The organism is Paraburkholderia sp. RL17-337-BIB-A, from assembly GCF_046025895.1.
In the GTDB taxonomy this organism is placed as follows: Bacteria; Pseudomonadota; Gammaproteobacteria; order Burkholderiales; family Burkholderiaceae; genus Paraburkholderia; species Paraburkholderia fungorum_C.
This window is the reverse complement of the sequence record NZ_JARESY010000001.1, coordinates 4,598,006-4,616,098: the sequence shown is the minus strand read 5'-3', so window position 1 is coordinate 4,616,098 and position 18,093 is coordinate 4,598,006. Positions and strand designations below refer to the sequence as shown.

General features: G+C 61.9%; 15 protein-coding genes and 2 pseudogenes. 6 read left to right on the top strand and 11 right to left on the bottom strand.

Translation table 11 applies throughout. The features are described 5' to 3' along the window. The first annotated feature begins 10 nt into the window (after positions 1-10). Complete coding sequence (locus tag P0D84_RS20570) at positions 11-790, top strand: type II secretion system protein N (RefSeq protein ID WP_408339418.1); 780 nt, start codon at positions 11-13, stop codon at positions 788-790. Between the two features lie 156 nt (positions 791-946). Here the strand turns inward: P0D84_RS20570 and P0D84_RS20565 are convergent, their stop codons facing one another. Beyond that, positions 947-2,521 carry an efflux transporter outer membrane subunit gene (locus tag P0D84_RS20565; protein WP_408339415.1) on the bottom strand — a complete coding sequence of 525 codons (1,575 nt, stop codon included), beginning with the start codon at positions 2,519-2,521 and terminating at the stop codon, positions 947-949. A gap of 250 nt (positions 2,522-2,771) precedes the next feature. Then, complete coding sequence (locus tag P0D84_RS20560; RefSeq protein WP_408339412.1) at positions 2,772-3,134, bottom strand: hypothetical protein; 363 nt, start codon at positions 3,132-3,134, stop codon at positions 2,772-2,774. 254 nt (positions 3,135-3,388) lie between these two features. On the opposite strand from P0D84_RS20560, the gene P0D84_RS20555 reads away from it, so the two are divergent. Both P0D84_RS20555 and P0D84_RS20550 read left to right on the top strand, forming a co-directional pair. Continuing rightward, positions 3,389-3,931, top strand: coding sequence for a MarR family winged helix-turn-helix transcriptional regulator (locus tag P0D84_RS20555; RefSeq protein ID WP_408339410.1), 543 nt, complete (start codon positions 3,389-3,391; stop codon positions 3,929-3,931). A gap of 136 nt (positions 3,932-4,067) precedes the next feature. After that, positions 4,068-5,630 carry a DHA2 family efflux MFS transporter permease subunit gene (locus P0D84_RS20550; protein ID WP_408339408.1) on the top strand — a complete coding sequence of 521 codons (1,563 nt, stop codon included), beginning with the start codon at positions 4,068-4,070 and terminating at the stop codon, positions 5,628-5,630. Between the two features lie 434 nt (positions 5,631-6,064). On the opposite strand, the gene P0D84_RS20545 is transcribed toward P0D84_RS20550, so the two are convergent. The 5 genes and pseudogenes from P0D84_RS20545 to ada all read right to left on the bottom strand — a co-directional run bounded on the left by P0D84_RS20545 (position 6,065) and on the right by ada (position 11,317). Continuing rightward, a complete protein-coding gene (locus tag P0D84_RS20545) occupies positions 6,065-6,565 on the bottom strand; it encodes a hypothetical protein (protein WP_408339406.1) in 501 nt (166 codons plus the stop codon). A gap of 473 nt (positions 6,566-7,038) precedes the next feature. Next, complete coding sequence (gene gshA, locus P0D84_RS20540) at positions 7,039-8,655, bottom strand: glutamate--cysteine ligase (protein WP_408339403.1); 1,617 nt, start codon at positions 8,653-8,655, stop codon at positions 7,039-7,041. Between the two features lie 399 nt (positions 8,656-9,054). After that, positions 9,055-9,197: pseudogene (locus P0D84_RS20535) on the bottom strand (DNA-3-methyladenine glycosylase 2 family protein); the annotation flags it as partial. A gap of 9 nt (positions 9,198-9,206) precedes the next feature. Continuing rightward, positions 9,207-10,124, bottom strand: a complete 918-nt coding sequence (locus P0D84_RS20530) for a DNA-3-methyladenine glycosylase family protein (RefSeq protein WP_408339401.1) — start codon at positions 10,122-10,124, stop codon at positions 9,207-9,209. Beyond that, a complete protein-coding gene (ada, locus tag P0D84_RS20525) occupies positions 10,121-11,317 on the bottom strand; it encodes a bifunctional DNA-binding transcriptional regulator/O6-methylguanine-DNA methyltransferase Ada (RefSeq protein ID WP_408339399.1) in 1,197 nt (398 codons plus the stop codon). Before ada ends, P0D84_RS20530 begins: the two co-directional genes overlap by 4 nt. A 395-nt stretch (positions 11,318-11,712) precedes the next feature. Here ada and P0D84_RS20520 point away from each other — a divergent pair, with 395 nt between their 5' ends. Then, positions 11,713-12,138: a VOC family protein gene (locus P0D84_RS20520; protein WP_408339397.1), complete on the top strand. Its 426-nt coding sequence runs from the start codon at positions 11,713-11,715 to the stop codon at positions 12,136-12,138. Between the two features lie 103 nt (positions 12,139-12,241). Here the strand turns inward: P0D84_RS20520 and P0D84_RS20515 are convergent, their stop codons facing one another. Both P0D84_RS20515 and P0D84_RS20510 read right to left on the bottom strand, forming a co-directional pair. Beyond that, positions 12,242-12,799 (bottom strand): YaeQ family protein, encoded by a 558-nt coding sequence (locus tag P0D84_RS20515; protein ID WP_408339395.1) that lies wholly within the window; start codon positions 12,797-12,799, stop codon positions 12,242-12,244. 151 nt (positions 12,800-12,950) lie between these two features. Then, complete coding sequence (locus P0D84_RS20510) at positions 12,951-13,928, bottom strand: LysR family transcriptional regulator (RefSeq protein WP_408339392.1); 978 nt, start codon at positions 13,926-13,928, stop codon at positions 12,951-12,953. Positions 13,929-14,192: 264 nt separating this feature from the next. Between P0D84_RS20510 and P0D84_RS20505 the strand changes: the two are divergent. Both P0D84_RS20505 and P0D84_RS20500 read left to right on the top strand, forming a co-directional pair. After that, positions 14,193-14,573: pseudogene (locus tag P0D84_RS20505) on the top strand (ABC transporter permease subunit); the annotation flags it as partial. 66 nt (positions 14,574-14,639) lie between these two features. Then, positions 14,640-16,373 (top strand): IlvD/Edd family dehydratase, encoded by a 1,734-nt coding sequence (locus tag P0D84_RS20500; protein WP_408339390.1) that lies wholly within the window; start codon positions 14,640-14,642, stop codon positions 16,371-16,373. A gap of 251 nt (positions 16,374-16,624) precedes the next feature. Here P0D84_RS20500 and sap1 read toward each other — a convergent pair whose 3' ends face one another. Both sap1 and speG read right to left on the bottom strand, forming a co-directional pair. Continuing rightward, a complete protein-coding gene (gene sap1 / locus P0D84_RS20495; RefSeq protein WP_408339387.1) occupies positions 16,625-16,963 on the bottom strand; it encodes a surface attachment protein Sap1 in 339 nt (112 codons plus the stop codon). A 445-nt stretch (positions 16,964-17,408) separates the two neighbouring features. Next, complete coding sequence (gene speG, locus P0D84_RS20490; protein WP_408339384.1) at positions 17,409-17,951, bottom strand: spermidine N1-acetyltransferase; 543 nt, start codon at positions 17,949-17,951, stop codon at positions 17,409-17,411. Positions 17,952-18,093: the final 142 nt, after the last annotated feature.

Sequence of the window (18,093 nt, the reverse complement as noted above, 5' to 3'; positions counted from 1 at the left end):
AGGATCTCGCATGACTTACTGGATGCGGCGCCTGCGCGTCGCGCTACCCTGGATGGCGGTCGCGGCGCTGGCGAGCGCGGCCGTGATGCTCACGTTGTTGCCGGCCGCCTGGATCACGCCGCAGTTCGCCAAACAGACCCGTGGACACGTCAATCTCGTCGATCCGGCCGGTTCGCTGTGGCACGGTTCGGCCACGCTGATGCTCGCCGCCGGTTCCGACATGAGTGCTGCGACCCTGTTGCCGGGGCGGATCGAATGGCGCACAGCGTTCTGGCCGCTCTTCACCGGCCGTGTGCGCATGGTCATGCGGCACAGCGAAGCGATGCCCGACCCGATCACGGTGGATGCCAGCCTGCACGGCGCTACCGTCACGCCGGGTGCGATGGCGGTACCGGCTTCGTTGCTGAGCGGCCTCGGCGCGCCGTTCAATACGCTCGATCTGCAAGGCGACGTGCGCCTCGCATGGTCCGATTGGCGCAGCTTCAATCAGGAAGCGTTCGGCCAGATGACGGTGACCCTGAACGATGTCAGCTCGCGCATCTCGCTGGTCAAGCCACTGGGTTCGTACCGGTTGCTGTTCCAGGCGCAGGGTACGTCGTCCACGCTGGATCTGACGACCCTCAAGGGGCCGTTGATGCTGACCGGCAATGGCAATGTGTCGTCGGCCTCGACATCCTTTCATGGAACAGCCAGCGCCGCCCCGGAAGCACGCGACAACCTCGCGGGTTTGCTGAACCTGCTGGGGCGGCCAAGCGGACCGGACACGGTCACGCTGACGTTCGTGCACTGAGGCGCGGGTCGGCATGTGTGTCACGCCGTTGAAGTAGTAGGCGCGCGTTCGCGGCGTGCCGTACGGCACGAATCAGGGCGATGTGATGAGATAAAAAAGGCATGACCACATTTCGCGGCCATGCCGTTTTTTGTTGTGCTTTAACGCGTCGCGCGCCTAATTGCTTTGCGCCGGTCGCGGCGTCGCTCCGCTTTGCGCCACGGGCGTCGCCGACGGTGCCGATGCCGGCAGGGCCGCCGGCGCCGCGACATCGCCCGTTTCGCGGTTCATTTGCGCGGCGTCCCAGCCGCCGCCGAGCGCCTTCACGAGCCCCACCGACGACACCATCCGCTCCCCGGCGATGCTTTCCAGCTTCTGCTCGGCTATGAACGCGGTGGTCTGCGCGGTCAGCACGTTGACGAAGCCGACCGTGCCCGCCTTGTACTCGTTCGTGACGATGGCCAGCGCCTGACGCGCGGAATCCACCGCTTGCTGTTGCACGACAATTTCCTGCTCAAGGATGCGTTGCGAGGCGAGATTGTCCTCGACGTCCTGGAACGCAGCCAGAATCGTTTGACGGTATGTCGCCACATTCTGATCGTAGACGGCGCGAGCGGCTTCGGTCTGTGCCTGACGCAAGCCGGCGTCGAAAATCGTGGCGGCAAGTTGCGGCCCGAGCGTCCAGAAGCGCGACGGCGCCGTCAGCAATTGCGAGAACACCGAATTTTCGAAGCCGCCGGTAGCCGACAGCGTCAGCGACGGGAAGAACGCGGCGATCGCAACCCCGATCTGCTCGTTCGCCGCCGCGGCCTTGCGCTCAGCCGAAGCAATATCCGGACGCCGCTCGAGCAGCGCCGACGGCATCTGCGCGGGCACGGCGGGCGGCGTGGCGGTGAGCGGCATGGGCGGAATCGAGAAGGTCGAGGCCGGTTCGCCGACGAGTACGGCGATCGCGTGTTCGTCCTGCGCGCGCTGCACGCCATTGTCGATCGCGGCCGCTTGCGCCGATTGCAACTGCGTTTGCGCCTGAATCACGTCGGAGCGGGCCGCGACGCCTGCTGCGTACTGGTTTTGCGTGAGTTGCAGCGAGCGCTGATAGGCCGCGACGGTGTCGTCGAGCAGCTTCTGGGTGGAGTCGAGCGCGCGCAGCGAGAAATAGGTTTGCGCGAGCGTGGCCTGAGCGGACAGCCGTGCATTCGCGAGATCGGCGGCGGCGCCTTGCTGGCCGGCTTTCTGCGCGTTCACCGAGCGCGTGACCGAGCCCCACAGGTCGGGCTCCCAACTGGCGTCGAGTTGCACGTTGAAGCTGTTGTTGATGCCGGAACGGCTCGACGCCGTGGTGGAGATGCCGTTGGACGATGAGCCATTGCCGGAGCGCGTGGCGCCGATCGATGCACCGACGGTCGGGAAATACGCCGCGCGTGCCTCGCCGACCAGCGCACGTGCCTGGCGATAGGCGGCGGCAAACTGGGCGATGGTCTGGTTCGACGCGTTCAGCTTGGCTTCGAGCGCGTTGAGTTGCGGGTCTTCGTAGATGGTCCACCAGTCGCCGCGGTCTTGCTGGTCGGCCGGCTGGGCGACTTTCCAGCCGGGGGCGGCTTCCTTGTAGGAAGCGGGGATTTCGGCTGCGGGCCGCTTGTAGTCAGGGCCGACTGCGCACCCGGCCAGCACGGTGGCGAGGGCAGCGGCTACGGCGATAGTCAGGGCGCGGGGCGCAAGCGTCCGCGCGCGCGAGATTCGATCAAACTGCATGCAATGGATTCCTTCTGGACGCCGCAGTGCGGCCGACGGCGGCACTCCCGGCCGGGCGAGATCATGGCTCTGCCGGAATGTTAACGTATGGAGCTGCTTGGGCGCGGGAAACTGAAAGGGTAATGCGGGGGGAGGCGGAGGTGTGTTACTTAGGGTGTCGGCATGGTTACATGCTATTACCGGCGTCGTTATCCTTGGCGACGTCAAAAGCGCCGCGCGGGCACCGAAAGCCGGCCCTGCCAGAAAGGAATTAAACCCGCGAATCCGATGACGTAGTCTGCCGGGCTAGCTTTCCAGCCGCAGCCCGACACGGCGCACCTAAGCGCCCTTGGCAAGTGCTTGCGGAACTCGTCGCAGCGCTCGTAGCGGCAACGACACTTGTCGCCGCAATGGCGGATCCCACCGATTCTTCCGGTGCAGCCTGAGCGCCCTTCCGTCCGCGCCGATGTTCCACCCACGCAAACAGCGCGACACCCACCGATCCACCCGGCAGCACGAACAGCACGGTGAGCAACGCCAGTTTCCACCAGCGATGCGGACCCTGAAAGCTGCTCAGCGCGGAATCGGTCAGGGAGCGGCTCAAGCCGCCAAGGGTGTTTTTGAGGTACAGCATGGGGGAAATCCTTTTTCGCACGGCGCCATTGCGGCGTGCAGACAATCGGTCAGAACATGGTCTCGGGTGGCGCGGGTCGCGCGTAACTCGTTGCCGTCAATAATATTGACTATGCAATTAAATTTCAAGATACTTTGCTTCGCGTGCAATGACGGTGTTGTTTTTTGCGTCGTTCGCGCTACGCGAAATGAAGTTTGACTTGTCTGCTTAGGCAGCTAGAATCCGTTCTGCTTGACGATGTTCCCGGAAACCCGATGACCGACGGCCCCTACAACGCGGACGAGATTCACCTTGAATCGAGTCTTGGCTATTACCTGACGAAAGCGCGAAACGTGCTGGTCGAGCGGATGGACCGTGCGGTCAACCCGTTAGGGCTGACTGCCCAGCAGATCGGTGTGATTCTGCTGCTGTCCGCGCAACGCGCGAGCACGCCGTTCGAGTTGTCGCGCGTCATGTCATACGACAGTGGATCGATGACGCGCCTGCTCGATCGCCTTGAAAAGAAGGGCTTTGTGGTGCGCTCGCGGAGTGATGCCGACCGTCGGATGGTCAAGCTGGAGTTGACGCTGCAAGGCCGCGAAGCCGCGCAGCAGTTACCCGCTCTTGGCGCTGCCGTGCTGAACGAGCAGTTGCGCGGATTTTCCGCCGCGGACCACGCCACCCTGCTCGACCTGCTCGGCCGTTTCATTGCGAACGGCATCGGCGGGGGCGCAAGCGCAGGTTGTGGGCTCGGACCGCCGCAGGAATCGCAGGAAGCATCACCCGAAGAACCGCCGGCGGATCACGGCGAGCAATAACCAAGAGGCGCTTTTGAAAGCGCCATTGTTTGAAGATATCTGTCTGGGCAGAGGGTGATCCGGCATGTAACCGCGCCACTCCGGGGGTGCGATAAAGCTGCCGCGACAAGCTTTCCCGGCTAAGGATAAAACACACATGACTGTCACGGCTCCCGTCGACGCTCTACCCGCCGCCCAACCCGCCCCGCTCAAGGGCGGGACGCTGGCGTTGCTCACCGTCGGCCTCGCGCTCGGCACGTTCATGGAAGTGCTCGACACATCGATCGCGAACGTCGCCGTGCCGACCATTTCCGGCAGCCTCGGCGTGGCGACCAGTCAGGGCACCTGGGTTATCTCGTCGTATTCCGTGGCTTCGGCGATCGCGGTGCCGCTGACCGGCTGGCTCGCGCGGCGCGTCGGCGAAGTGCGGTTGTTCACGCTCTCGGTTCTGCTTTTCACGATCGCCTCGGCGCTATGTGGCTTCGCGCACAACTTCGAGTCGCTGATCGCGTTCCGGCTTCTGCAAGGACTCGTCTCCGGGCCGATGGTCCCGCTCTCCCAGACGATTCTGATGCGCTCATACCCACCGGAAAAGCGCGGGCTCGCGCTCGGCCTGTGGGCGATGACCGTGATTTGCGCGCCGATTTTCGGACCCGTGATGGGCGGCTATATCACCGACAACTACACGTGGCCGTGGATCTTCTACATCAACGTGCCGATTGGCTTGTTCTCGGCGGTGTGCGCGTTTCTGCTGCTGCGTGGTCGCGAGACCAAGGTCACCAAACAGCGTATCGATGCGATCGGCCTGGCCTTGCTCGTGATCGGCGTGTCGTGTCTGCAGATGGTGCTCGATCTCGGCAAGGACCGCGACTGGTTCAACTCGACCTTTATCGTGACGCTGACGATCATCGCAGTGGTGTCGATTGCGTTCCTGCTGGTGTGGGAGATGACGGACAAGGAACCCGTTGTCGATCTCTCGCTATTCAAGGATCGTAACTTCGCACTCGGCGTGCTGATCATTTCGTTCGGGTTTATGGCGTTCTTCGGGTCGGTGGTGATTTTCCCGCTCTGGCTGCAGACGGTGATGGGTTACACCGCAGGGATCGCCGGTTTGGCGACGGCGCCGGTCGGGATTCTCGCGCTGTTTTTGTCGCCGCTGATCGGGAAGAATATGCATCGGCTGAATCTGCGCGTTGTGGCGAGTTTTGCTTTTATCGTGTTTGCGTTTGTGTCGTTCTGGAATTCTACGTTTACGCTTGATGTGCCGTTTAATCATGTGATCTGGCCACGGCTGGTGCAAGGCATTGGTGTCGCTTGCTTCTTCGTGCCGATGACTACTATCACGCTGTCCAGCGTGTCGGATGAGCGGCTTGCTAGTGCTTCTGGGTTGTCTAACTTTTTTCGGACTTTGTCAGGGGCGATTGGGACGGCTGTCAGTACGACCTACTGGGAAAACGATACGATTTATCATCATGCGATGTTGACCGATTCGGTTAGTGTTTATGCGGCTGGTACCAATGCTTATACCAATGCGTTGGCCGCTCTTGGGCTTTCTGGTGATGGGGTCACCGCTCAGTTGAATCAGGTCGTTACGGCGCAGGCTTATATGATGGCCACTAATGATTTTTTTCGCGTTTCTTGTGCGGCGTTTCTTGTGTTGGCTGGGCTTGTTTGGGTTACTAAGCCGCGGAAGGGGGTTGGGGCTTCTATGGGGCATTGAGGGAGTTTTTGCCTGTGCGGCGCTTGTTGTTTGTCTTCTTATGGTGTTGGCCTTTCCTTGTTTTCTTATTGGTCTATTAGCGTCGCCCCTGTGCGGGGCAGGCACCTACTTTTCTTTGCCTGCTGCAAAGAAAAGTAGGCAAAAGAAAGCAGCTCAAACCGCAAATTCTTAAGTGGGTCCCCCGCGCAGTCGCGGTAGTGGTGCATCTGGAATCTGTGTTCTCGCACATTCGGCATTAGTGACACAGCAGTCATACTTCCGGCGGCGCTGCGCGCGCCGAAGGGTAACTCTTAAATTGCCCGCCGGGGTTTGTGCACGGGTTTCGTAGTGCCACGCTCGCGTTTCATGCGCGCGCTTTTTCCTCCTTGACCGCGTTATCGACGCGTCGATACCGACGCGCTGTGCGGCGTGCGCTATCCGCTGTTTTCCCTTACTCACTGCGTTATCGCTTCCCCACTCGTTCCGGGGACCGATTGTCCTGAGGCGTCCGGATGCATCGCCGTCGGCGCAGGTTGGGTTGGGTTTGCGCCGCTCTGCGGTGCGCCTGCGCCTCGTACGTATTCCTTGAAGTCGGCGCCCGCTTCCCATGGGTTCGGTTTGCAGCCCAGCGAGCCGTCGCAATGCGCGGCAAAGCCAATCGTTGCCGTGCCGTCCGGGTTCGGTGTGCGCGTGATCTGGTACGCCAGCGCGCGCTTGCCGCCGTCCGGCCCCGCTGTCTGGATCAGCGTGTCAGTCGCGGATTCAACCTTGTACTTCGAATGGCTCGTTACCCACGTCTGCGCGCGTTGCCACCAGATATCACACTCGGCTTTGTTCGAACACGTCAACGGCGTTGTCGCGATCTGCATGACATCCGGGTTCACCTGCCCCTGCGTTGAACATCCCGCCGCCGACACCGCCGCTACGCACAGTACGGCCAACAGATCTTTTTTCATCGCGGTGAAGCCTCCCTCTCCCAAGCGTGTCATTCATGTTGGACCGCAGCCACGGCACGGTGTTTCATACGCAGCAACGAATCACCAAACAAGGGGAGATTTTGCCGGTGTGGCCAGACATCACCCTCCCCTTCGCGTAGACGTTACCTATGCAAAGACACAGCCCCAAGGCCACTTCCCGTTCCACATTGAGACTGGCCTTGCTGGCCCCTCGAACGCGCGCTTCGCACAGCGATTCGGCGCGCCTGAAAAATAAAACCCCACGCGGCGAAACACGTGGGGTTGGTCGGCAGTCTGCGTCGTTCGCTCCGCGTTTGAGACTGGCCCTGCTGGCCCTCAAACTCGCGCTCCGCACAAGCGATTCGCCGCGCCTGAAAAACAAAACCCCACGCTCCGAAAAACGTGGGGTTGGTCAGCAGTCTGTGCCCTTCAGCGTTAGCCAAACAGTATTGGCCTATGGTCTGCCGCGCCGTTCAGACGCTAAACCGGTTCAGCGTGTACGCCCGGTATGCCGCAACAAATGCGTCGAACGAACCCACCTCTTCCCGTTCAAGTTTGGCCTGCTCTGCAAGCGATTGTGCTGCAAGGTCGGTGAATTCCTTCGTCTGCGCAGCATCCAGCGGACGCGAACGGAAATAGGCGGCGTGCACTTCACTTTGTTCAAGAGCAAACGCGAGGAAGCTCTGCTGCTTGTCGCGCATCGTCTGCAATACGCGTGCGGACGGCGTCAGCGATGCGTCCGCCAGTTTCGTGCGCTGAACCGCCACGGCGCGTGCGTGCGCGTCGCCGCCGTGCAAGGCGTCGAGCGTTGCCGCGGCTGCGTCGATCTTGACGAGCAGTTCGTTCGCCCAATCCGTCATCGCAATCGGGCTGCCGTCGCGTGTCAATTCGAGGTCCGGCTTGCGGCCTTCCATCGTCACGCGGCCGAAGTTCTGATTCGCCTCCGCGTACGCGTGCGGCGGCAGCGGCGCGCTTTCGTCGAGCGCGCAGACCAGCAGATAAGCGTCGAGAAAACGCGATGTCTCCAGCGAGATGCCAGTCGGCTCGAATGGGTCGATGTCCATGCAACGCACTTCGACATATTGCACGCCACGCGCAGCCAACGCATGCAGCGGACGCTCGCCCGGATGCGTGATGCGCTTCGGACGGATCGTCGAGTAGAACTCGTTTTCGATCTGCAGCACGTTCGTGTTGATCTGCACCCACTCGCCGTCGCGCTGTGTGCCGATCGCCTCATACGCGGGGTACGGCTGGCTCACGGCCTTCGCGAGCGCGTCGAGGTAGCCCGGCAGCGTGTCGTAGTCGGCATGCAGTGCGGCTTGCGCGGTGGTGTTCGAGTAGCCGAGATCGCTCATGCGCAAGCTGGTCGCGTACGGGCGATACAGCGTGTCGGCGTCGAACGTTTCGAGCGTGTGTTCGCGATCACGGAGGAATCGGCGATCCAGCGCCGGCGACGCGCCGAACAGGTACATCAGCAGCCAGTTGGTGCGGCGGAAATTGCGGATCAGCGCGAGATAACGGTCGGACTGGAAATCGACGGCGTTTGCCGTGGATTGCTGGTCGGCATGCAACACCCGCCACACTTCTTCGTTCAGCGAATAGTTGTAGTGGATGCCCGCAATGCACTGCATCGTGCGGCCGTAACGGAGCGCCAGGCCAATGCGGTACACGTACTTCAGTTTGCCGATGTTCGACGTGCCGTAATGCGCGATCGGAATGCCGTCGTCCGTTTCGGGCAGCAGGCCCGGCATGGAGTTGTTCCACAAGATCTCGTCGCCGAGTTCGGCGTAGACGAAACGATGCAGCGTATCCAGCTTTTCAAGCGTGATCGCGACGTCGTTCTCGGCCGGCGTGATCAATTCGAGGAGTGCTTCGGAATAGTCGGTGGTGAGCGATGGATGCGTAAGCGCCGAACCGAGCGCGCGCGGATGCGGCGTCATGGCCAGCTGGCCGTCGTGCGTCACGCGCAGGCTTTCCTTTTCGATGCCGCGCAGGCCGCGTATCAGCGCATCGGGCTGCGGGCCGGAGGTCAGCACGGACAGGCGGTGCGAGAACGCGTCGGTCGTGCGGGAAGGTGTCGTGTTTGGCATTGATGCAAGTCGGGCGTTGTCGGCCGCCATGTGCCGCTTCGCTGCTCCATGCAGCACGGCGCGGTTGACAACGTTCGGCGGAATTTTCAGGTAGCGGGCACTTTAACATCTCGCCACGGCGGCTGCTTGAGGCCGCTTCGGCGGGCCCACGGACGCCACAATCCGGCCTATTTTCAGGACAAAAGAGGGCCGGCCCTGCGCCTCGTTACTCTACCCGCCGTGCGCCCGATGCGCGATTCGCGTTTGTCCCCGAATGAGGTACAGCCTCATCCGCGGCGCGGGGGCGCCAGCTGCCAGTCCGCCAACTTGTGCGGTCCTGTTGTGTGCGATATGACCTCAACCGCCGAGCTGGGGCGCCGTCCCCGCTCGCTAGCGTCGCTCCCTGACTGCCACATGACCTCAGCCGCCGCGCGCCGCACCTGCCCGGTCGCCACCTCGCTCCACAAATGCATGGCCGCATACGCGCGCCACGGCCGCCAGGCGTCGGTGCGGGTGCGTTGCTGCGTAGGCCGCACGAGCGACGGGTCGCGCGCGCAGATTGCCACACGACCTCAGCCGCCGCGTGCCGCACCCGCCCGGTCCGCCACCTCGTTCCACAAATGCATGGCCGCATACGCGCGCCACGGCCGCCAGGCGTCGGTGCGGGTGCGTTGCTGCGTAGGCCGCACGAGCGACGGGTCGCGCGCGCAGATCGACTGCATCAGCACGAGGTCCCATGCGGGCCACGCATCGGCGTCGCGCCATGCCCGCATCGCCACATATTCCACCGTCCATGGACCGATGCCCGGCAGCGCGAGCAAGGCCGCGCGCAAACCGTCGGCGTCGGCGACGCCGCTGTCGAGCGGCACGTCGCCTGAAGCGACCGCCTGAGCAAAGCCTTGCAATGCCGCTACGCGTTTACCCGGCATGCCGATCTTTTCCAGATCCACAGTCGCGAGCGCGGCGGGCGTTGGAAACCGCCATGCGGTGTTCTCATGCGGATGACCTTCGATACGTTCGCCGGCACGCTGCACCAATCGCCCGATGATGGTGGTTGCCGCCTTCACGCTGACCTGCTGCCCGACAATCGCGCGGACCACCAGCTCGAAGCCCGACCACGCGCCCGGCACCCGCAAGCCTGGCACGGCTTCGATCAACGGCGCGAGCCATGGATCGGCGGCAAGTTCGGCGCCGATCTTCTTCGGGTCGGCGTGCAGGTCGAACATCCTCGCGATCGGCGCGACGAGTGCATCGGCATGACGGCTAGCGGGACCGTCGATGTTCGCGACGATGCAGCGCTTGCGCGGATGAAGGCGCACGGTCAGCGTGCCGCTGTCGCCGGCCCAGTCGATCGCGCGGCGGTAGGCACCGTCTTCGACGGCTTCGACGCCGGGTGTCGCGCGTCCGCCGAAAAAACGCAGCAGGCGCGGCCAGTCGAAGGGCGCTTTGAATGGCAGTTCGAGTGTTGCGACGTCGTCAAGCGTGCTCACGCGGCGTGGTCCAGGTTGGTGGTGGTTGCAGTCAGGGTGGCGCGCTCGCGGCGGTCACGTTCAACAAGCGAAACATCGCCTGCATGCTGGGCCTCGTTATCGAGCAGCGCGGCCTTGCGCGGCAGGCCCCAGCGATATCCCGCCAGCGCCCCGCCCTTCTGCACGACGCGATGGCAGGGAATCGCCAACGCGACCGGATTCGTCGCGCACGCGCTCGCCACCGCGCGCACGGCGCGGGGTGCGCCGACCGCTTCCGCGATCTGGGAATAGCTGCGCGTCTCACCGTAGGGAATGCGCCGCAGCGCGTCCCAAACACGTTGGCGGAACGCGGTGGCGGCGATATCCAAGGGCAGATCGAAATCCTGACGACTCCCGCGCAGATAGGCATCGATCTGCGCGATGAACGGCGCGAGGCGCGCTGCGTCTTCGACCAGATCGGCGTTGGCGAACTTGCCGCGCAGTTCGTCGGCGAGTATCGCGGCATCGTCGCCGAAACCGATTTTGCAGATGCCCTTGTCGGTCGCGGCTACCAGCACGAAACCCAGCGAAGTCGACGCGCTGGCATAGCGCACGGTGAGCCCAGCGCCCTTGCGGCGAAACGCGGACGGCGCCATGCCCAGTTCCGCCGAGGCGCTGTCGTACATCCGCGACGGCGAGCCGAAGCCGGCATCGAGCGTGGCGCGCGTCACGTCGGACCCGCTCTGTAGCGCATCGCGCAACGCTGCGCCGCGCTGCGCGGCCTGATACTGACGCGGCGACACGCCTACCACGCGCTTGAACAGACGCTGCAAGTGGAATGGGCTGACGTGCACCGCATCGCTCAATTGCGCGAGCGTGAGGCGTTGCTGAGGGTCGGCATCCAGCGCGGCGCAAGCGCGATTGACGATCTCCAGTTCGCGCGGCAGGCCGCCGGGCTGGCAGCGCTTGCAGTCCCGATAGCCCGCGGCGCGCGCGGCGTTGGCGTCGGTAAAGAAAGCGACGTTTTCGCGACGCGGCTGGCGCGACGCGCACGACGGCCGGCAGAACACCCCCGTCGTTTTGACGGCGTAGAAGAACGCGCCGTCGGCCTGCGGCTCGCGGCGGGTGACGGCTTCCCAACGGTCGGCGTCGGTGCTCCAGCGGCTAGTGCCGACGGCCATTTCGCTGCCGGTATCGGCGGTATCTGCGGTGTCAGTACGGTCAGTGCGGTTCATGATGGTCCCGGAAAGGCAATGTCGATGCTCACCAATGTAGGCCGCATGCCGACACACTACGCTCCGGTTCTTGCTCTGTCATTGCGCTTCCCCGTAGGCCGGAAGCCGCGCCAGGCGCTCGTTTCGCCTCAAACTGCGACATTTTGGCCCGATATCGGGTTTTCCCTTAAAAAGTTATTGCGTCGCACCAAGCCCATGTGTATATTAGTACTTGTCTCCTCCATGTCTCCTCCTGATATGGATTCAGCCCGCTCCACATAGAGCGGGCTTTTTTTCGTCTGTAGGATTGTGATCCGTCCCTCAAGGGACGGTTACGGCTGCTCTCGTCGCGCCTTTCTTTCTTCTACACTGGTGGCTATTCATCCATTCTGCGGACCGAGCAAGGGGCGTTGGAAATGAGAATCCACATTCGCGAGATCGATCACATCGTCATTCGGGCGTCGAACGTTCCGGACATGACGCGCTTCTATTGCGAGGTGCTTGGTTGCAGCGTCGAAAAGGACCAGCCCGATCTGGGCCTGACGCAATTGCGCGCGGGGCGCTCGCTGATCGACCTGTTGAAGGTCGGCGCGAAGCTCGATCACCCCGAAAACGGCGTGCCGGGTGCGGGGCGGAATATGGATCACGTGTGTTTGCGCGTCGATCCTTTCGACGCCGAGGCGCTCAAGGCGCATCTGGCCGAACACGGCGCGCGGCCCGGCGAGCCGGCTTTGCGCTACGGCGCGGACGGATTTGGGCAGTCGCTGTATCTGTTCGACCCGGAAGGCAATATGGTCGAGCTCAAAGGGCCGCCCGAAGCGGCGCGTGTGACGTCGTTGTAATGGGCATGGCCGCAGCCTTGCGGCGGATGATGTAACAGGCGGCCAGCGTCAAGACAGACAGACGCGCACACAAGCCGCAGACGAACCCAGCGGCAGCATGACGCTACCAGGCGTTGGCGGGCGCCTTCAACACCGTCCACTCGATTTTCACCGCATCGGCCTCTGCGCTGCCAAGCCATGCCTCGCCGTCTTGCACGGTGCATTGCAGACGCATGGTCCGCTCGGCGAGCATGCCGAGCGCCGCGGCGATGTCTTCGCCGAGTGTCCATACCGTCACATTGCGCATGCGTTCCACCTTGCTGCGCACACCTTGCCACCAGATATCCGAGGTGCGGCCACCATAGGCGATCACGATCACCTCGTTCGAGCGGCCGCTCGCCTTGGCGATGCGGCGTTCGTCGGGCTGGCCGACTTCGATCCAGGTTTCGATCGCGCCGGTGAGGTCCTTCTGCCACAAATCCGGCTCGTCGATATCCGACAAACCCTTGCAGAATTCAAGGCGTTCCTGCGCGAACAGCGCGAATGCGGCGAGCCGAACCATCATCCGTTCGTCGGTTTCCGAGGGATGGCGGGCGATCGTCAGGGAATGGTCGGCGTAATAGTGCCGGTCCATGTTGGCGATCTGGAGTTCCGCTTTGTAAATCGTCGATTTGAGAGCCATGCCGTTACTAAACCAGGCGCTCGCTCCACCGGAGCGAACAGAAAAAGAGTCGTCGACGGCTCGTTGCCGTTTTCCGTGTGTGTTGTACATCTTGTGTTCCTCCCGAGCCGACGTCCGGCCGCAATTGCGACTGTCGCAACGGGAGAAGCATTTATCGCGCCACTGCCGGCTCGAAAGCGGTGCCGTAGACCTCGGCAGCGGCTCCCCGCAAGGCTTCCAGCACGACGGAGGCCGCCGGCGAAAGCAGATGGGACTGGCGCGTGATGATACCGAATGTATCCATTCTGCACGGTAAATCGATCGGTACCTGCTTGAGAACACCATACTGTTGGTATTGACGCGCCACTTCATCGGGTAAAACCGCCAACATGTCGCTTTGGAGCAGTAAGCTCGAAATCGCCAGAAAATTGTTGGTATTGACCACGTTTTGAGGCGGATTGAGTCCGATCTGCGAAAACATCAGATCAAAGCGATGGCGCAAAACGCTGCCCGGCGGGTGCAAAACCCAACTCGCGTTGACGATTCCCCGCAGTGTCAAACCTGTTTCATTTTCGAGAGGATGGCCGGGACGCGCCACCACGCACAGCGGTTCGTCGGCAAGCGGCTCATAACGGACTTCGGCCTTGAACTGGTTTTGCCGCTCCAAGACCCGGCCAATCATGATGTCCAGTTCGCCCTCGGCGAGCCTCGGCAGCATCGCGTCTGAGGTCTCGACCTCCACCCAGATTTGCAACTGGGGATAACGTTCTTTCACGCTGGCAATGGCACGCGGCACCATCGTCGCGGCGGCTGCGGCGATCACGCCGATGCGCACCTGGCCGGCCAGGCCGGCGCGCAGTGCGGAGATTTCGTCGTGCGCGTGGCTGAGATTCGAGAGCACCATGCGCGCGTGACGGATCATCACTTCGCCGTACAGGGTGGCGTGCATGCCGTGCGGCGTGCGGTCGAACAGGCTCACCTCCAGCATGTCCTCCAGCTCTTTCAGAAGCCGCGACGCGGCCGGCTGAGTCATGCCTAGCACGTCAGCGGCCCGCCTGACATTGCCCTCCTCTTCCATCGCCGCGAGCAGCAGCAACTGCCGCGTCTTGAGCCGCGCCCGCACGAACCAGTTCGAGTAGCTACGCGTCATGGCGTGTCTCCGTGTGCAGCCTGAGGCCGTCTGTTGGACGATTTGCCGTCGTGAGTCTCCATGATGCCATGTCGAAATTGATATCGGGATGTCCTAAAAAGGGATTGGAAAGTTATTGGGACGACTCATACCATTCGTGGACTTTCTGAGTTTCCCATGCGACGTCCTCCCACGATGAATCGCGATCCACTCGTCCCCCTCGTTGCCAGTCCGTTCCGCCATTACATCAATGGCGGTTGGGAGACCGGCGCGACCACGGCCCCGGCCCTTGGCGGCAATAGTGAGGCCGCTTTGCTGGCCGGCTTGCCTGTCACCCGTATCAAGCTCACAGTGTTCGTATTGCAGGGGCTGATAACGGGCTTTGCCGGCGTGATGCTGGCGTCGCGCATGAGTCTGGGCGACCCGAAAACCTCGGTCGGTCTCGAACTCGGCGTGATCTCCGCATGCGTGCTCGGCGGCGTCTCGCTGACGGGCGGCGTCGCGACGATTTCCGGTGTGCTGGTCGGCGTGCTGATCATGGGTTCCGTGCAGGACGCGATGAGCCTGATGAACGTGCCGACCTTCTACCAATACCTGATTCGCGGCGGGATTCTGCTGCTCGCGGTGCTGTTCGATCAGTTCCGCCGCAGCAAGCGCGTGCACTGACGCAGGATGCACTAACGCGCCCCGGGCTGGGCGCCCCGCTCTACATGCTTGCCAACAGGAGATTTCATGGCTGATTCGAACCAGACTAAAAAGCCGCTGCGCAGCCAGGCGTGGTTCGGCCTCAAGGACCGCGACGGTTTTCTGCATCGCTCGTGGATGAAAAACCAGGGTATTCCGCACGACGAATTCGACGGACGTCCGGTGATCGGCATCTGCAATACGTGGTCGGAACTGACGCCTTGTAACGCGCATTTTCGCGAGCTCGCCGAGTACGTGAAAAAAGGCGTGCACGAAGCGGGCGGTTTGCCGCTCGAGTTTCCGGTGATGTCGCTCGGCGAAACCAATTTGCGGCCTACCGCGATGCTGTTTCGCAACCTCGCCTCAATGGACGTCGAGGAGTCGATTCGCGGCAATCCGATGGACGGCGTGATTTTGCTGGTCGGCTGCGACAAGACCACGCCTGCGTTGCTGATGGGCGCGGCGTCGTGCAATCTGCCCGCGCTGGCGGTGTCCGGCGGCCCGATGCTCAATGGCCGTTTTCGCGGCAAGAACATCGGCTCCGGCACGGGTGTCTGGCAGATGTCCGAGGAAGTGCGCGCCGGCACGATGACGCAGGAGGAATTCACCGAAGCCGAGTCGTGCATGAACCGCTCGCGTGGCCACTGCATGACGATGGGCACAGCGTCGACGATGGCGTCGATGGTCGAATCGCTCGGCATGGGCTTGCCGCACAACGCGGCGATTCCGGCGGTCGATGCACGCCGGCAAGTGCTCGCGCATCTCGCGGGGCGCCGCATTGTCGATATGGTTCGAGAGGATCTGACGATGGACAAGATCCTCACGCGCCAGGCGTTTGAAAACGCGATCCGCACGAATGCGGCGATCGGCGGCTCGACCAATGCGGTGGTGCACCTGATCGCGCTCGCGAAGCGCATCGGCGTCGAGCTTTCGCTGGAAGACTGGGAGCTCGGCTCGAACGTCCCGTGTCTCGTGAATCTGCAACCGTCAGGCGAATACCTGATGGAAGACTTTTACTACGCAGGCGGTTTGCCGGCCGTGCTGAAGCAACTCGGTGAACAAGGGCTCTTGCATAAAGACGCGTTGACGGTGAACGGCAAGACGCTCTGGGACAACGTGCGCAACGCCCCGAATCACGACGAGAAGGTCATCACGACGTTCGCCGAGCCGTTCAAGCCGAAGGCCGGCATTGCGGTGCTCAAGGGCAACCTGGCGCCGAATGGCGCGGTGATCAAGCCTTCGGCGGCCACCGCGCATCTGCTGAAGCATCGCGGCCGCGCGGTGGTGTTCGAGAACATCGAGGAATTCCACGCGAAGATCGACGACGAGTCGCTCGATATCGACGAGCACTGCATCATGGTGCTCAAGGGCGCGGGGCCGAAGGGTTACCCGGGTTTTGCCGAAGTCGGCAACATGCCGCTGCCGAAGAAGGTGCTGCAAAAAGGCATCACGGACATGGTGCGTATTTCTGACGGCCGGATGAGCGGCACGGCCTACGGCGCGGTGGTGCTGCATGTGTCGCCGGAAGCGGCCGCGGGCGGCCCGCTCGCGTTCGTGCAAACCGGTGACATGATCGAACTCGACGTCGAAGCGCGCCGTCTTCATCTGGACGTCAGCGACGCCGAACTGGAACGCCGCCGCGCTGCCTGGCAGCCGCCTGCGCCACCCACGCGCGGTTACTACAAGCTCTACGTCGAGCACGTGCTGCAAGCCGACCAGGGCGCGGATCTGGACTTTCTGGTGGGTTCGAGCGGCGCGCCGGTGCCGCGCGATTCGCATTGATCGCCGTTTGAACGGTTAAGGGTTGTTCCTGCGCTTTGCGAGAAGGCGTACTGCCGATGCGGATCGAAACGCCGCATCGGCTTTTTTACCGGCTTCACATCACAGAAAATGCCCGTGGAAATAAAATCGGCCGGGCATTTCAATGCCCAGCCGATTTTTAACTCACAGGTTCACCGCCTCAGGCTTTTAAGCCGGAGGATTTATGGCACAAAATCAAACTCCGGCATTCCGCCGGAGCGTTGGCGTTTAGTTTATTGTTTGATGAATCGATCGTTTGCCCATAGGCCTTGCGTATCGCTATTGCCGGAATTCACGAATTCCACGTCATGGCCGACGACGCGCACTACGCGGAAACTCGAATTTTCCGGCGTGGAAACACATTGATATCCGGAGAAGAGTTCCTGCATTTTTTGCTGTTCACCGGCTTGAGCATGCTGGTCGGCGGCGTCTAGCTTGTCCTTCGACAGGCAGCCATACCCGTTAGCCTTGAACTGGATGGTTTGCTGCGGCTTGACTACAACGTCTTGCGCCTGAACAGAAGCGGCAGCCAAACCCGCAATGGCAAAAACAAGGGCGATTCGCGTTTTCATATTTTTCCTCCGGTGCGGGTTGAATATTCAGGTTAGCTATGTATTTAACTTTAACGTCGAACCCGCATCTTGCACTTTAGGAGAACATGCAAGAACGACAAGCACATCTTGTGTGCGGTCGCAACAGCGGCGAATTGTCGCGCCACCGGCCGCACCTGCTTAAACCTTGGGCAACAGGTTGGACAGGGTGGAATGCAACGGATAACTAAAGGACGGGTGGGACGCGTCGCTTTAACCAGTAAAGCTTTGCGGCAGGTATTCGCGTAAACGAGATGCTCTAATTAAGTGGATTAATACAATTACGGGATGAACTTGGTGCATTGCACACAAAGTCATTCACCCGACTAATCAGAAATCACGAAATAACGGCGTACTTGCAGAAGATAAAAGGTGCCAGGTGCGCCAGGCGATGCGGCATGGCGCATCTGGGCGACGCAGGTTGAGGTCACAGGTTGTGCTGATTGATCTTGAAGAACTCGGACTGAAACATGCACATGCGCAACGCATTGTGATAGCTGCCATTGCCGAAAAACTCCTCGATTAGCTCGGCCTCATGCCGGAAACCGCACTTCTCATAGACGTGGATGGCAGCGGTATTCGACTTGTCGACGATCAGGTAGACCTTGCGCAGATTCAGCACCGAGAACGCGTAGTCAATCGCGAGCTGCGTGGCGACCGTGGCGTAGCCGCGGCCTTGCGCATGCGGCGCGATGATGATCTGAAACTCGCCGCGCCGGTGAATGTAGTCGAGCTCGATCAATTCGACGACGCCGACGGTTTGGCCTTCGTTGTCGATCGCCACGAAGCGGCGCTCGCGCAGATCGTGCACGTGCTGGTCGTACAGTTGGGTCAGTTCGGAGAACGTTTCATAGGGCTCTTCGAACCAGTAACGCATGATCTTTGCGTTGTTGTTCACTTCGTGGACAAAACGCAAATCGGTGCGTTCGAGCGGGCGCAGGGTCAGTTCGCTGCTGCGTTCGATAATCATTGGATTCCCCTTGAGAATTATTGGTTTGAGTGCGCACGCTCAGCGTGAGCGCTCAGGCCTTGCGTTTCCTGTTAGTCCGAGCTCGGCGGAGGGGAGTTCTTGCAATGCCCGGCGCTGGTGCCGCGCATTCTTGCAAGTGCGA

Bases quoted from the DNA above. Each gene is read 5' to 3' on its own strand.
- P0D84_RS20570 (WP_408339418.1), top strand. From the start codon at position 11: ATGACTTACTGGATGCGGCGCCTGCGCGTCGCGCTACCCTGGATGGCG.
- P0D84_RS20565 (WP_408339415.1), bottom strand. From the start codon at position 2,521: ATGCAGTTTGATCGAATCTCGCGCGCGCGGACGCTTGCGCCCCGCGCC.
- P0D84_RS20560 (WP_408339412.1), bottom strand. From the start codon at position 3,134: ATGCTGTACCTCAAAAACACCCTTGGCGGCTTGAGCCGCTCCCTGACC.
- P0D84_RS20555 (WP_408339410.1), top strand. From the start codon at position 3,389: ATGACCGACGGCCCCTACAACGCGGACGAGATTCACCTTGAATCGAGT.
- P0D84_RS20550 (WP_408339408.1), top strand. From the start codon at position 4,068: ATGACTGTCACGGCTCCCGTCGACGCTCTACCCGCCGCCCAACCCGCC.
- P0D84_RS20545 (WP_408339406.1), bottom strand. From the start codon at position 6,565: ATGAAAAAAGATCTGTTGGCCGTACTGTGCGTAGCGGCGGTGTCGGCG.
- gshA (WP_408339403.1), bottom strand. From the start codon at position 8,655: ATGCCAAACACGACACCTTCCCGCACGACCGACGCGTTCTCGCACCGC.
- ada (WP_408339399.1), bottom strand. From the start codon at position 11,317: ATGAACCGCACTGACCGTACTGACACCGCAGATACCGCCGATACCGGC.
- P0D84_RS20520 (WP_408339397.1), top strand. From the start codon at position 11,713: ATGAGAATCCACATTCGCGAGATCGATCACATCGTCATTCGGGCGTCG.
- P0D84_RS20515 (WP_408339395.1), bottom strand. From the start codon at position 12,799: ATGGCTCTCAAATCGACGATTTACAAAGCGGAACTCCAGATCGCCAAC.
- P0D84_RS20510 (WP_408339392.1), bottom strand. From the start codon at position 13,928: ATGACGCGTAGCTACTCGAACTGGTTCGTGCGGGCGCGGCTCAAGACG.
- P0D84_RS20500 (WP_408339390.1), top strand. From the start codon at position 14,640: ATGGCTGATTCGAACCAGACTAAAAAGCCGCTGCGCAGCCAGGCGTGG.
- sap1 (WP_408339387.1), bottom strand. From the start codon at position 16,963: ATGAAAACGCGAATCGCCCTTGTTTTTGCCATTGCGGGTTTGGCTGCC.
- speG (WP_408339384.1), bottom strand. From the start codon at position 17,951: ATGATTATCGAACGCAGCAGCGAACTGACCCTGCGCCCGCTCGAACGC.